This is a genomic window from Streptomyces neyagawaensis (assembly GCF_023516595.1).
In the GTDB taxonomy this organism is placed as follows: Bacteria; Actinomycetota; Actinomycetes; order Streptomycetales; family Streptomycetaceae; genus Streptomyces; species Streptomyces neyagawaensis.
Window position 1 is genome coordinate 113340 of record NZ_JAMGBG010000010.1, and the last position, 14119, is coordinate 127458.

At 72.7% G+C, this 14119-nt stretch carries 10 protein-coding genes; 6 read left to right on the forward strand and 4 right to left on the reverse strand.

The genetic code is table 11. From position 1 onward, the window contains the following. Positions 1-12 precede the first annotated feature (12 nt). From M8J73_RS05555 to M8J73_RS05565, 3 genes are all read right to left on the reverse strand, one after another. Positions 13-2517 carry an ATP-binding SpoIIE family protein phosphatase gene (locus M8J73_RS05555; RefSeq protein ID WP_055541332.1) on the reverse strand — a complete coding sequence of 835 codons (2505 nt, stop codon included), beginning with the start codon at positions 2515-2517 and terminating at the stop codon, positions 13-15. A 498-nt stretch (positions 2518-3015) separates the two neighbouring features. Continuing rightward, positions 3016-5433, reverse strand: coding sequence for an MFS transporter (locus M8J73_RS05560; protein ID WP_055541331.1), 2418 nt, complete (start codon positions 5431-5433; stop codon positions 3016-3018). 189 nt (positions 5434-5622) lie between these two features. After that, the gene (locus tag M8J73_RS05565; protein WP_055541330.1) at positions 5623-6066 is read right to left on the reverse strand and encodes an SRPBCC family protein; all 444 of its coding nucleotides are present in this window, start codon (positions 6064-6066) and stop codon (positions 5623-5625) included. Between the two features lie 210 nt (positions 6067-6276). Between M8J73_RS05565 and M8J73_RS05570 the strand changes: the two genes are divergently transcribed. The 4 genes from M8J73_RS05570 (at position 6277) to M8J73_RS05585 (ending at position 10098) form a co-directional block, all read left to right on the forward strand. Then, complete coding sequence (locus tag M8J73_RS05570; RefSeq protein ID WP_055541329.1) at positions 6277-7320, forward strand: Rv2578c family radical SAM protein; 1044 nt, start codon at positions 6277-6279, stop codon at positions 7318-7320. A gap of 162 nt (positions 7321-7482) precedes the next feature. Continuing rightward, entirely contained in the window at positions 7483-9054 is a 1572-nt protein-coding gene (locus M8J73_RS05575) for an alpha/beta hydrolase (protein ID WP_249828308.1), read from the forward strand. Positions 9055-9110: 56 nt separating this feature from the next. Beyond that, positions 9111-9509, forward strand: a complete 399-nt coding sequence (locus M8J73_RS05580; RefSeq protein WP_055537701.1) for a RidA family protein — start codon at positions 9111-9113, stop codon at positions 9507-9509. Between the two features lie 40 nt (positions 9510-9549). Then, positions 9550-10098, forward strand: a complete 549-nt coding sequence (locus M8J73_RS05585) for a GNAT family N-acetyltransferase (RefSeq protein ID WP_055537700.1) — start codon at positions 9550-9552, stop codon at positions 10096-10098. 102 nt (positions 10099-10200) lie between these two features. On the opposite strand, the gene M8J73_RS05590 is transcribed toward M8J73_RS05585, so the two are convergent. Continuing rightward, positions 10201-10776, reverse strand: coding sequence for an adenylosuccinate lyase (locus tag M8J73_RS05590; protein ID WP_055537699.1), 576 nt, complete (start codon positions 10774-10776; stop codon positions 10201-10203). Between the two features lie 367 nt (positions 10777-11143). Here M8J73_RS05590 and M8J73_RS05595 point away from each other — a divergent pair, with 367 nt between their 5' ends. Continuing rightward, on the forward strand, positions 11144-12958 hold the full coding sequence (locus M8J73_RS05595; protein WP_055537698.1) for a 3-hydroxyacyl-CoA dehydrogenase family protein: 1815 nt from the start codon (positions 11144-11146) through the stop codon (positions 12956-12958). A 160-nt stretch (positions 12959-13118) separates the two neighbouring features. Beyond that, on the forward strand, positions 13119-13928 hold the full coding sequence (locus tag M8J73_RS05600; protein ID WP_240501097.1) for a TetR family transcriptional regulator: 810 nt from the start codon (positions 13119-13121) through the stop codon (positions 13926-13928). Positions 13929-14119: the final 191 nt, after the last annotated feature.

Sequence of the window (14119 nt, forward strand, 5' to 3'; positions counted from 1 at the left end):
GCTCTCCGTCCGTCAGCGGCGGCGCGGGAGGGTCAGCTCGAACCAGACCGTCTTGCCGCCGCCGGTCCGGCTCGTGCCCCATTCGCGGGCGAGGGTGCTGAGGACGCGCAGTCCCCGGCCGTACTCGTCGGCGGGGCCGGTGCTGAGGAGCGTCGGCAGGGTGTGGTCCTCGTCGTAGACCTCGCACAGCAGGGTGTCGCCCCGGACGAGCCGCAGTTCGACGCTGCGGCCCCTCGCATGGCGTACGGCGTTGGTCACCAGCTCGCCGGCCAGCAGCTCGGCGGTGTCCGTGAGCGGCTCCAGCCCCCAGACGTACAGCTGTTCACGGACGGCGGCGCGGGCACGGCCCACCTCGACGGGCTCGGGGGCGAGGCGCCACTCGGCGACGTCCTCCGGTTCGACGCCGTTGAGACGGGCCATCAGCAGGGCCACGTCGTCCTTGCGGCCGCCCCGGGTGTTGAGGGCGCGGATGATGGTGTCGCAGGCCGCGTCCATGGAGGCGGCCGGGTGGGCGGCGGACTCGCAGAGCGTCGCCAGGCCGACGCCGATGTCCTCGCCGCGCACCTCCACCAGACCGTCGGTGCACATCACCAGCCGGTCGCCGGGTTCCACGCGGACGCGCACCGCCTCGAAGGGCACCCCGCCGACGCCTATGGGTGCGCCGGTGGGCAGGTCGAGCAGTTCGCTGCGGCCGTCCACCGCGCGGACCAGCACCGGCGGGATGTGGCCGGCGTTGGCGAGGTGCAGCTCGCCCGCGATCGGGTCGTAGACGGCGTACAGGCAGGTCGCGAGGTAGGTGTCGCCGAGACGCTGGGCGAGGTCGTCGAGGTTGCGCAGGAGCTGCGCGGGCGGCAGGTCGAGGGCCGCCATGGTCTGGACGGCGGTGCGCAACTGGCCCATCATCGCCGCCGAGTTGAGCCCGTGCCCCATGACGTCGCCGACGACGAGCGCGGTGCGGGCGCCGGGGAGTTTCACCGAGTCGAACCAGTCGCCGCCGACCCGGCCGAGCAGGGTGCCGGGCAGATAGCGGGTGGCGATGTCGCAGCCGGTCCGGTGGGCCTCGATGGTGGGCAGCATGCTGTCCTGGAGCGTCTCGGCGACGTTCTCCTGGTACGTGTACATGCGGGCGTTGTCGAGGACGAGCCCGGCGCGGGCGGCGAGTTCGGCGCCGGTGACACGGTCCATGTCGTCGAAGACCTCGCGCTCCGGGTGGCGCAGCAGGATCATGAAGCCGAGCACCACGTTGCGGGCCTTCAGCGGCACGATCAGCATGGAGCGGCCCGTGATCAGCGGCCGGATGTCGCGCTTCTCGAACTGCGCGGCGATCGCGTGCCCCATCTCCTCGCTGATCCGGGGGACGAGGACGGGTTCGCCGGTGGTCATGCACTGGAAGAACGGGGTGTGCGCGGGGAACGGCATGGCCTCGCCGACGGGGACGACGTCGTCCCAGCGACCGGGTTCGTCCGTGTGCTCGAGGGCCACCCGGTGCCACATGGTGGTCGTGTCGGGGACGCCTTCGGGGAAGCCCTCACCGGCGACGACCTGCTCACGCAGATAGGTGCCGGCGACATCGGTGAAGCGGGGGACGACGGCCTTGCTGACCTCGATGATCGTGCGGGACAGATCGAGGGAGGTGCCGATGCGTCCGCTCACCTCGTTCAGGAACTCCAGACGCTCCCGCACGGCGGCGTACTCGAGGTCCTCGCCCTCGTCCTTCAGCTCCTCCGGCACCGGCAGCCCCTCGGCGACGGCGCGCGCGGCGCGTTCGCGGCGCCTGCGCCGTTCCGCGCGCCGGGGCACACCCCAGTCGGGGGTCACGGGCACCCGGTCGTTCTGGCTGAACTCCAGGACGGGGTAGCCCAGTTCGAGGACCTGCGCGACGATGCGGGCGCTGTCGTCGACGCTCATGCTCGGCAGGATCTCGGGGAGGCGGCGGGCGAGTTCCTCGGCGCCGGGGAAGTCGGTGTGGAGGGCGAAACCCGGCGCGATGCGCTCGACGGCCACGCCGCCGTGGTGTCCCCGCAGCGCATCGGCGTCGGCGGCCAGTACCAGCAGGCGTCCCGGGCCGGGCCCGACAAGCGGGTAGGCCCACCACAGGACGTCGATCCGGGTGCCGTGCCCCTGCCCGGGTGCCTCGGCGGCGCTGGTCCCGCCGCTGTCGCCCTCGGGCACGGTGAGCCGGGCCCGTCCGGCCGACGGGTAGCAGAGCTGCCCGTCGAGGGAGGACTCCAGGCCGGGGCCGAGTCCGTCGTACGGGCCGTACGCGGCGTGCGACGAGGTGTCGTCCTCCTCGGGGAGCGCGCCGGACACCGGGAGCAGGTCCAGGGCGGGGCGGCCCACCGCGTCCTCCTTGGCGGTGCCGAACAACCGCCGGGCTCCGGTGCTCCAGTGCGACACGACTCCGCCGCGGTCGACGACGACCACGGCCAGGGGAACCCGGCCGGCCGCGGTCCGCCCCACCGCGTCGTCCCCCGCTCCGTGGCCGGTGTTCGCGCCCGTGCCGGTGCCACGGTCCATGACCAAGGCCCTTTCTTCCATGGCTCGCAAGATCTGCGGCGCCCTCACTACCGTACGGCGGCGTAGCGTCGCGAGGTGTGGCAATACGGGAATTGACCACCCGGAGCCTCCGGCGCACAACCGGGCACGCGTTCGGCGCCCCTTCGACGCGTACGCCCCTCGACGCGTACGCCCGTTCGCCACACGTGCCCCTCGCCTCACGTGCCCTGCGGCACGGGGGCCGGCACCGGAGGCGCCACCGAAGCCGGCGGCCGGCCCGGACGCCCCGACGTGGCCCCTGTTCGGCGGCGCGCTGGTCCCGGTCAGGGCCGGGACGGCCCAGGCGCCCGCCCTGCCCGCGGCCTGGGTCCGGCCCGGAGTCGCCGACCGCCGTCCCGCCCGCGCGCCGCACCCGTCAGGTCCGGGCGGCCGGCCCGGACGCGCCGGTCGGCGTCGGTCCCGCGTCACAGACCCCACCGTCGCCCCCCGTCTCACCTCCCACGCCTCTGCCCGCGTGCCTCAGTCCGCGTGTCCGAGGTGCAGGTCCCGTACCGTCCGGTCGCCGCCCACGACCCGGAGGACCGTCGCGACCGGCGGGTATCCGGTCGCGATCACCGTGTACTCGCCGACGGACAGGTCCTCGAACCGGAACGTGCCGTCGGCGCCGGTGGTGAGGGTGTCGACAACGTTGCCCGCCCCGTCGAGGAGGGTGACCCGCGCGTCCTCGACGGGGCGGCCGCCGCCGGCGCGGACCGTGCCCTTCAGGACGGCGCCCCCGGCGAGTTCGATGTCCTGCCGGGTCTCGCCGGCGGCCCGCACGGTGACGGGCAGCGCGGCGGGACGGTGGGAGTGGGCGCCGGCGGCGAGGGTGTACTCGCCGGCCGGCAGATCGCTGACGGCGTACTCGCCCAGTGCGCCGCTGCGGGTGGTCACCACGACCTCTCCGTGCACATTGGTGAGGGTGACGGTCGCGTCGCCCACCGGCCGGCCGGCCGCGGTGCGCACGGTCCCGGTGAGCCGCCCGACGCCGCCGAGCACGATGTCGACCTCGACGGGGCGTTCCCCGACGGTCACGCTCACCGCCTGCGGCTGGTGGCCGCCGGCCGCCGCGATGAGCAGGTACGGCCCCGGTCCGGGCGTGGACAGCGCGTACGTCCCGTCCTCGCCGCTGCCGCCGCGCCCCGTCGGCCGGCCGACGGCGTCGATGAGGGTGAGCGCGGCCCGCGGCACGACGGTGCCGTCCTGGTGCCGCACCGTGCCGCACAGCGCGACGGCGGGGGCGGCCGGGGCCCCACCGGGGTCGTGGGCCGAGCGGTCCTGCGGGCCGGGGACGGGAGGCGTGGGCACGTCGGGGACCGGCGCGGCGGGGACCGCCCCCTCGGGGGCCTCGTCCTGCGGGACCAGCGGGTCGCCCTTGAGGAAGAGGGCGATGAGGAGCCCGAGGACGAGCACCGGCGCGAGATACAGGAAAAGGCGCGGCAGGACGTCGGCCCAGCCCTCGGCGTACGCGGCGCGCAGCGGGGCGGGCAGTTCGTGGACGGGGCCGGCGGTGAGGAACCGGGGCTCGGGTCCGCCGTCCGCGCGGGCGGGCAGGCGCTCGGTGAGCCGGGCCGTCAGCAGCGCGCCGAGGAGGGCGACTGCCACGCTTCCGCCGAGTTGCCGGAGGTAGTTGCTCGCGTGGGTGGCGGTGCCGATGTCCTCGGGCCGTGCGGAGTGCTGCACGGCCAGGACCAGGACCGGCATGACCATGCCGATGCCCGTGCCCAGCAGGACCGTCCAGAGGCCGAAGTGCAGCCGGGGCGTGTCGGGCTCCAGGCGGGAGAGCAGCCACACCCCGGCGGCGGCCAGGGCACTGCCGAGGACCGGGTAGGTCCGGTAGTGCCCGGTGAGGCTGATGAGTCGGCCGGAGACGACCGACGCGGCGACGATGCCGGCCGTCATCGGCAGCATGAGGACGCCCGCCTCGGTCGCGGAGGCGCCGTCGGCCAGCTGGAGCCAGGCGGGGAGATAACTGGCCGCCCCGAAGAGCGCCGCGCCGATGACCGGCCCGACGAGCCCGGTGACGACGAAGACCGGGTCACGGAACAGCCGCAGGGGGATGAGGGGATGGGTCGCGAACCGTTCGACGACGAGGAGGAGGACGGTCGCCGCGACCGCGCCGGCGCCGAGCCCGAGCACGACCCGGGAGTCCCACGCGTGGGCCGTGCCGGCCCGGCCGGCGGCCAGTACCAGGCAGGTCGAGGCGACGGCGAGCAGCAGCGCGCCCACCACGTCGAGCCGCCGCCGGGGCCTGCGGGGCTCCCGCCGCGGCGACTTCAGCGCGAAGGTGACGACGGCGAGGGCGAGCAGGCCGACGGGCACATTGGCGTAGAAGCACCACCGCCAGGAGAGCTGGTCGGTGAGGTAGCCGCCGATGAGCGGGCCGGTGACGGAGGCGAGGCCGAACACGGCGCCGACCGCGCCGAGATAGCGGCCGCGGTGCCGCTCCGGCACGATGTCGGCGACGATCGCCTGGACGCCGGTCATCAGACCGCCCGCGCCGACGCCCTGGAGCGCGCGGAACGCGATGAGCTGGTCCATGGTGCGGGACCAGCCGGCGAGGGCCGAGCCGGCGAGGAAGACGACGAGCGCGAACTGGAAGACGCCCTTGCGGCCGTACAGCTCGCCGAGCCTGCCGTGGACCGGCAGCGTGACGGTGGCGGTGAGCAGGTACGCGGTGATCACCCAGGACATCCGGTCCCGGCCGTGCAGTTCGCCGGCGAGCCGCGGGAGCGCGACGGCCACGGTCATCTGCTCCAGGGCGGCGAGGAGCAGCACCAGCAGGAGGGCGCAGAACACCGAGCGGACGCGGCCGTTACCGAGCGGTGGGGGCGTGGCGGGCGGCGACGGCGCGGGGGCGCTGGCCGGTTCGTCCTTCAGCAGTGTGGTCGCGCTCATCCGTACCGCTCCCCTCGTGGCACCTACCGCACAGTTCCCGCGTCAAGCGGCAACTGCCGGTAAGGGCCACGAGTTACGGCGTCCCGGGGAGCGCGACGGAGATCCACTCGAACCGGTGAGGAGCACAAGGGGCGTTGGTGTGCCGCCCGTTGGGCCGGGCCGCGGGGGCGGCGGGGTGCTTCGGGACGCCTACTTCTCGACCTCGGCGGCGAGGTTCGCGAGGACGGCGTCGTAGATCCGGCCGAGGCCCTTGGGGGCGAAGGTCCGCTCGAAGAAGCCGCCGATGCCGCCGGCGCCCTGCCAGGTGGTGGTGACGACGACACGGGAGCTGCCCTCGCCGGCCGGGGTGACCCGCCAGACGGTGACCATGGAGGAGTTGCGGTCCTTCTCGACGAGCTCGCCGTCGGAGGGCTCGGTGACCTCCAGGAGGCAGTCGCGGACGCGCTTGCTGGTGGCCTGGAGCCGCCAGTGGACGAGGGTGCCCTCGCCGTCGCCGCCCTCGCGCACCTCGTACTCGCTGAAGTGCTCGGGCAGGAGCTTCCCGCGCGTGCCGCTGTAGTCGGCCAGGGTGTCGAACACCGTCTCCGCGTCCGCCGCGACGACTCGTTCCGTCGTGGCCTCGACCTGCGCCATTGCACTTCCTCCAGCACTTGGTAACTCGGGGATGTGCGGAAAGCCAACCACCACCCGGCCGGACGACCCAAATCGGGGGGCCGCGAGGGCGGCGCGCGACCCGCGGCAGATCCCTCCCGGCGAGACCTTCACACGATGTTCGAAAGCCCATTCGCACGATCATGGGAACGTGTGTTCTATTCTGAGGTCAGAGCAACCGAGGAGGCGTCCATGCGCTGGGACCATCTGGCCGAGAACCCCGCCACGGCCCGGGACGCCGCGCTGTTCGGCGCGGACGCGGTGACGACGCGCACCTTCGACACGCCCGAGTTCCAGGGCATGACCTTCCACGAGATCCGGGCGAAATCGATCGTGAACCGGGTCCCGGGGGCCTCCCGGATGCCGTTCGAATGGACGGTGAACCCCTATCGGGGCTGCACACACGCGTGCGTCTACTGCTTCGCCCGCAGGACCCACAGCTATCTGGACCTGGACACGGGCCACGACTTCGACTCCCAGATCGTGGTGAAGGTCAACGCGCCCGAGCTGCTGCGCCGCCAGCTCGCCTCACCGCGCTGGCGCGGTGAGCACATCGCGATGGGTACCAACGTGGACTGCTACCAGCGCGCGGAGGGCCGCTACCGGCTGATGCCGGGCATCATCGGCGCCCTGCGCGACCACGCGAACCCCTTCTCGATCCTGACCAAGGGCACGCTGATCCTGCGCGACCTGGACCTGATCCGGCAGGCCGCCGAGGTCACCGAGGTGGGCATCTCCGTCTCCGTCGGCTTCACGGACCAGGAGCTGTGGCGCACGGTCGAGCCGGGCACGCCGGCGCCGGAGCGCCGCCTGGACATCGTGCGGGCCTTCGCCGCCCACGGCATCGGCTGCGGGGTACTGATGGCCCCCGTGCTCCCCTTCCTCAGCGACCACCCGGACCGGCTGCGCGACACCGTCCGGGCGATCGCGGCCTCCGGGGCGACCTCCGTTACACCACTGGTGCTGCATCTGCGGCCGGGCGCACGCGAGTGGTACATGGCCTGGCTGGAGCGCCATCACCCCCATCTCGTACGGCGTTACGAGCGGCTGTACGCGGAGGGGGCGTACGCCCCGAAGTGGTACCAGCGGCAGGTGACCCGTCAGGTCCACGAACTGGCCGAGGAGTTCGGCATGGGGCCCCGGCGCGCGGGGCTGCCGAGGAGGCCGGCGCGGCCCGAGCCGGCCCCGGCGGAGCAGGCGCCGGGCTCGGCGCCCACCCAACTGACGCTTCTCTGACAGAACATCCCTGACCGGTTCGGGGTCATCCGGGCGCTCCTTCATCGCCGATCGGGTCAACATATGACAGACCGGGTTCTTCCGCGCCCTCATTCCGGGACGATGCGACCAAAGGCCGTGGTGTGCACGGCTCGACATCCTCCGTCCTGGGAGACCTGATAAATGAAGAAACGCGCGACCGCCCTGTGCGGTGCCGCCGCTGTGCTGGCCGGGATGGTCACGGCGGTCCCCGCCGACGCGAGCGGCGGCTCAGCGGCCGCCCCGGTGGCGAAGCTCTCCTGGAAGAAGTGCGCCACCAGCGCGTATCCGACCCTCCAGTGCGCCTCCCTGAAGGTGCCGCTGAACCACGCCGACCCGCGGGGCAGGAAGATCACGCTCGCCCTGTCGCGCGTGCCGCACACCGCGAAGAAGTACCAGGGACCGCTGCTGGTCAACCCCGGTGGGCCCGGCGGCAGCGGACTCACCCTGGCCGGCTACCTCGCCTCCTCCCTGCCGAAGAAGGTGGCCGCGCAGTACGACGTCATCGGCTTCGACCCGCGCGGCGTCGGCGCCAGCAGGCCCGCCCTGAACTGCCGGCCGGCCCAGTTCGCGCCGGTGCGGCCCAACTCCTTGCCGGACACCGGCAAGACGGAGAGGGCGAATCTGAAGCGCGCCGAGGACTTCGCCCGGGCGTGCGCCGCGAAGTACGGGGACGTGCTGCCGTACATCGACACGGTGAGCGCGGCCGAGGACATCGACGCCATCCGCGCGGCCCTCGGCGCGAAGAAGATCAACTACTTCGGGTACTCGTACGGCACCTATCTGGGCGCCGTGTACGCCAAGCTCCACCCCAACCGGGTACGGCGGGCGGTGCTGGACTCGGTCGTCGATCCCACCGGGGTCTGGTACGAGAACAATCTCCAGCAGGACTACGCGTTCGACGACCGCCACCGGGCGCTGATGGCCTGGATCGCCAAGCACAACGCGACCTACCGGCTCGGCACCGATCCGCGGAAGGTCGAGGACACGTGGTACGCGATGCGGTCGGCGCTGGCCAGGAAGCCCGCGGACGGCAAGGTGGGCGCCTCCGAACTGGAGGACACCTTCTTGCCCGGCGGGTACTACAACGGCTACTGGCCCGACCTGGCCGCCGCGTTCGCGGCATTCGTGAACAAGAAGGACGACGACCCGCTCGTCGAGGCGTACGAGAACTTCGCCGCCGTCGACACCGCGGGCGCCAACGGCTACAGCGTCTACGCCGCGGTGCAGTGCCGTGACGCGCCCTGGCCGAGGGACTGGGACCGGTGGCGTGACGACAACTGGGGGGTGTACGCGAAGGCACCCTTCACGACCTGGAACAACGCCTGGTACAACGCGCCGTGCGCGTTCTGGCCCACGGCGTCCCTCAACCCCGTGGACGTCTCCAACGACGCGCTGCCACCGGTCCTGATCTTCCAGGCCACCGACGACGCCGCCACCCCGTACGAGGGCGGTGTGATGACCCATCACCTGCTGCGCGGCTCCAGTCTGGTGGTCGAGCAGGGCGGCGGGAACCACGGCATCTCGCTGAGCGGGAACGCCTGCCTGGACCGGCATCTGGCCGCCTATCTGACCGACGGCACGGTGCCGCGCGGCACCGGCGAGGCGGACGCGGTGTGCAAGAAGCAGCCCGACCCCAAGCCACGGAAGGCCAAGGCCGCGCCCGCGACGTCCCGCGGCTCGACCCTCCACGGCCTGCTCGGCTTCCGGAGCTGAACCGCCCCTGACGGCCCGTCGGGGGCCCTGTCACCGCCATGCCTCAGGATGGGGTCATGAGTGAACCGACCAGGATCGCCGCCCCCGACGGTGTCGCCCCCGCCGCCCAGTACGCGCATGTCGTGATGGGCACGGGCCGCTTCGTTGCCGTGTCCGGTCAGGTCGCGCTCGACGAGGACGGCGAGCTCGTCGGCGAGGGCGACCCGGCGGCGCAGGCCCGCCAGGTCTTCGAGAACCTGCGGCGCTGCCTGACGGCCGCCGGGGCGACCTTCGACGACGTCGTCAAGCTCACCTACTTCGTCACGGACACGGCGTACCTCCCGGCGATCCGCTCGGCCAGGGCCGAGCACATCCCCGACGACAGGCTCCCCGCATCGTCGGCGGTGCAGGTGACCGCGCTCGTCCGCCCCGAGTTCCTGCTGGAGATCGAGGCGTTCGCGGTGCTCGGCGAGTAATCGAAAGGACCCCGAGCCGGCGCACACCTAGGGTGCCCCCATGGATGATCTTCATGACCTCCGTGTCCGGCACATGGCCTTGGCCGACTGCCGTGCCGTCTCCGAGATCCGGGTCGGCGGCTGGCGCACGGCCTACGCGGGGCTCGTCCCGCAGTCGCACCTCGACGGACTGGACGTGGCCGAGGACGCCGAGAAGCGGCGCGGGATGCTCCTCAAGGCCGGCAACCCGGTGGTGAACCTGGTCGCCGAGCGCGCCGGGGAGGTGCTCGGCTGGGCGGCGTACGGGCCGTACCGGGACGGCGACATCCGCACCGGGGACGCCGAGTTGTACGCGATCTACGTACGGCCGGGCCATCTCGGCGGCGGCGTCGGCGGTGCGCTGCTGCGGACCTCCCTCGACCGCTGCCGGGCCGCCGGGTACCCCCGGGTGTTCCTGTGGGTGCTCAAGGAGAACGCCCGGGCCCGGCGCTTCTACGAGCACCACGGCTTCGCACCGGACGGCGTCGAGGAACCGTTCGAGGTGGACGGGGTGGAGATACCGGAACTGCGGTACGCCCTTTGGCTGGAGCCCGGCGAGAGCACGCCCTGATCAGTCCGGTGGCCGCGTGACGCATGCACCCGCCGATCCGCACGCGGGGGCGTCTCCCCCTCCGGTCAGCACGGGCCGGGGGGCGGCGGCACCCCGCCGGCGTCAGCGCTGTCTCGGGATCCTGGCCAGGGCGTGCACCGCGGCCTCCGCCAGCGCCGGGTGCGCGAGCGCCTCGCCGAGGACCCGTCTGGCCCGGCTGTCGCCCAGCGCCCCGAGCCCCTCCACGCACGCGAGGGCCACCCGGCGGTAGGGGTCGTGCGGGGTGAGCCGGCGTTCGAGGGTGGTGATCAGCGCGGGCACGGCTTCGGGCGCCCGGAGCTCGACGAGCAGCCGGACCGGGTGCAGGGCATAGGCGACGCGCAGCTCGTTGGTGGCGAGGGCGGCGGCCGCGCGGGCGGTGCGGGGGTCGCCGAGCCGGGCCAGGGCGTGGGCGGCCGAGGCGCAGCGGGGCGGGTCGCGGTGGTTGAGGAGCAGGACGAGCGCCTCGAAGGCCCGCCGGTCCCCCGCGACACCGAGCCGGAACGCGGCCACCTCGCGGGCCCACAGGGGCTGTCCGGGCTCGGTGAGCACGGAGGCCAGCTCGTCGGTGTCCTCGATGGCGAGGAGCCGTTCGCAGCCGGCCGATCCGCCCGACTCGTTCCGCACACGCTCCGTGAGCGATCGCAACGCTTCGTCCATACCGTCGAGATTACGGGCGGGGCTTCCCTTCAGGGACCTACATCACAAAGACGAGGGCTGGCGCGCTCGTTACCCACCGGTTAAGCTCAGACGAGCGAGTGACCCACTCGTATTCGCTTCGACGGTCTGGTGACGCGGCCGTCGTGAGCGCAGTCGGTTCGGTACGCGCAGTACCGCAGTGCGACTCGGCCTCGGGACAGGGCCGGTCGGTTCAGCCGTTCCCCCTGGGCGTGTGCACGCCCACGGCGGCGGCACCGGGCGTGTGCGCTCGCAGCCCGGCAGCACCCGCACTCCACGCGCTGGTCGCGCCCTCGTCGGCGTACCCGGGCGCTTCCTCAGTCGTCACCCTCATCCCTGGAGTCCCGCGATGGCCACTCCCGTTTCCGACTCGCCCCTGTCCCCGCAGTCCCCTCTCACCACCATCGCCGTCATCGGCCTCGGCACCATGGGCACCGGCATCGCCGAGGTGCTGACCCGGGCCGGCCGCGAGGTCATCGGCATCGACATCAGCGAGGCGGCCGCCGCCCGTGCCGTCGCGGCGCTGGAGTCCTCGACGGAGCGTGCCGTGGCACGCGGGCGGATCACCGAGCGGGAACGCGGTGACGCCCTCGCCCGCTTCCGCACCTTCACCGACCTGCGGGCCGCCGCCGACGCCGACCTGGTGATCGAGGTCGTCCCGGAGTCGTACGACATCAAGCAGCAGCTCTTCCGGGAGTTGGACGCGATCGTGCGTCCCGAGACGGTGCTCGCCACCGGCACCAACGCCCTCTCGGTCACCCGGCTGGCCGCCGACTCCGCGCACCCCGAGCGGGTGCTGGGGCTGCACTTCTTCAACCCGGCGCCCGCGATGAAGCTGGTCGAGGTGGTCTCCTCGGTGCTCACCGCGCCGCAGGCCGTCACCGCCGTCACGAACCTCGCGCTCGACCTGGGCAAGGAGCCCGTCGCGGTCGGCGACCGGCCCGGATTCGTCGCCGACGGGCTGCTGTTCGGCTACCTCAACCAGGCCGCCGCGATGTACGAGGCCAAGTACGCCTCCCGCGAGGACATCGACGCGGCGATGCGGCTCGGCTGCGGTCTGCCGATGGGCCCGCTGGCACTGCTCGACCTGATCGGCGTCGACACCGCCCGCACGGTCCTGGACGCCATGTACGCGGCCTCGCACGACCGGCTGCACGCACCGGCGCCGATCCTCAAGCAGCTCAGTGAGGCGGGCCTGACGGGCCGCAAGTCGGGGCGGGGCTTCTACACCTACGAGGCGCCCGGCTCCGCCACCGTCGTGCGGGACGCGCTGACGCCGCTGGAGGGGGTCGCCACGGCCGCCGGGCGCACGGTCCGCTCGGTCGGTGTGGCGGGCTCCGGGACCATGGCGTCCGGGATCGCCGAGGTGTTCGCCAAGGCCGGCTTCGAGGTCGTCCTGGCCGCGCGCACCGAGGAGAAGGCGCAGGCCGCCAAGGCGCGTATCGGCAAGTCGCTGTCGCGGTCGGTCGACAAGGGGCGGATGACGGTCGAGGCCGCCGCAGAGACCCTGGACCGGATCACCCCGGCGGGCTCGTACGACGCGTTCGCGGACGTCGACCTGGCGCTGGAGGCCGTGGCGGAGGACCTGGAGGTCAAGCGGCAGTTGTTCGCGACCTTCGACAAGGTCTGCAAGCCGGGGGCGATCCTCGCGACCACCACGTCCTCGCTGCCCGTTGTGGCCTGCGCCCGCGCGACCTCGCGCCCGCAGGACGTGATCGGGATGCACTTCTTCAACCCGGCGCCGGCGATGAAGCTGGTCGAGGTGGTCCGCACGGTCCTGACCGCCGAGGACGTCCATGCCACCGTCCGCGAGCTGTGCGGCGCCATCCGCAAGCACCCGGTGGACTGCGGCGACCGTGCCGGGTTCATCGTGAACGCGCTGCTGTTCCCGTACCTGAACAACGCGATCAAGATGGTGCAGGAGCACTACGCGACGCTGGACGACATCGACGCGGCGATGAAGCTGGGCGGCGGCTACCCGATGGGTCCGTTCGAACTGCTGGACGTGGTGGGGCTGGACGTCTCGCTGGCCATCGAGAAGGTCCTGCACCGCGAGTTCCGCGACCCGGGGCTCGCCCCCGCGCCGCTGCTGGAGCACCTGGTGGCCGCGGGCTGCCTCGGCCGCAAGACCGGCCGCGGCTTCCGCGAATATGCCAAGCGCTGAGCGGCCGGGCGACTGGTTCCACGAGGGCACGGACTGGGGCGGACTGCTCTCCCCGGGCGGCCGGTCCGTGCCCTCCGGCACCCGTACTCCCCCGCCCGCGCGGGGCGGGGGGATCGGTGGACCTGCGCACTCTCCTGCGCGAATGCAGTACGTTCGGGGCATGTCCCAGCCCGCCAAGTCCTCACGTACACCAGCTACGCCCGACGCGCCGGAGAGTGCCGCGGGCAGTCGTGCCGCCGCCCAACGGCTCAAGATGCGCCGGGAACTGGCGGCCGCGGCCATGGAGCTGTTCTCGACCAAGGGGTACGAGGCGACCACCGTCGACGAGATCGCGGCGGCGGCCGGTGTCGCCCGCCGCACCTTCTTCCGCCACTTCCGCTCCAAGGAAGAGGCGATCTTCCCGGACCACGACGACACCCTGATCCGCGCCGAGGCGGTGCTCAACGCGGCACCGGCGCACGAGCACCCGCTCGACACGGTGTGCCGGGGCATCAAGGAAGTCATGAAGATGTACGCGGCGCGGCCGGAGATCTCGGTCGCCCGCTACAAGCTGACCCGTGAGGTCCCCACCCTGCGCGAGGCGGAGATCGCGTCCGTCGCCCGCTACGAACGTCTCTTCACCCGTTATCTGCTGGGCCACTTCGACGAGCACGCCCATGTCGACGACGGCAACGACGACCCGCTGCTCGCCGAGGTGGCCGCGTCGGCGGTCGTCACCGCCCACAACCACGTCCTGCGCCGCTGGCTGCGCTCCGGCGGCCAGGGCGACGTGGAGACCCAGCTCGACCACGCGTTCGCCATCGTCCGCAAGACCTTCGGCACCGGCATCGGCGCCGGCCGCTCCATGACCCCGGAACCGGCCGCCGCGACGGCCTCCGCCCACGGCGAGGTCCTCGTGACCGTCGCCCGCACGGACGCCCCCCTGGACGAGGTCATGCGCACGATCGAGGAGGCCCTCCGCGACCGCTGACGCCTCCCGCGGGGGCTTCGAAACCCCTCTTTACTCATCGGTAACTGTGATGACGGCCACCCCATCGGGTGGCCGTTTTGGCATGCCAGAGGCCCTTTTAGGACCCCTTCTGATCGATCATCGCTCAAGTGTTACGTAAAGATTTCACCTGAGCGAACTTTCTGGCACTCGGTGCCTTGCGGGGTGACACG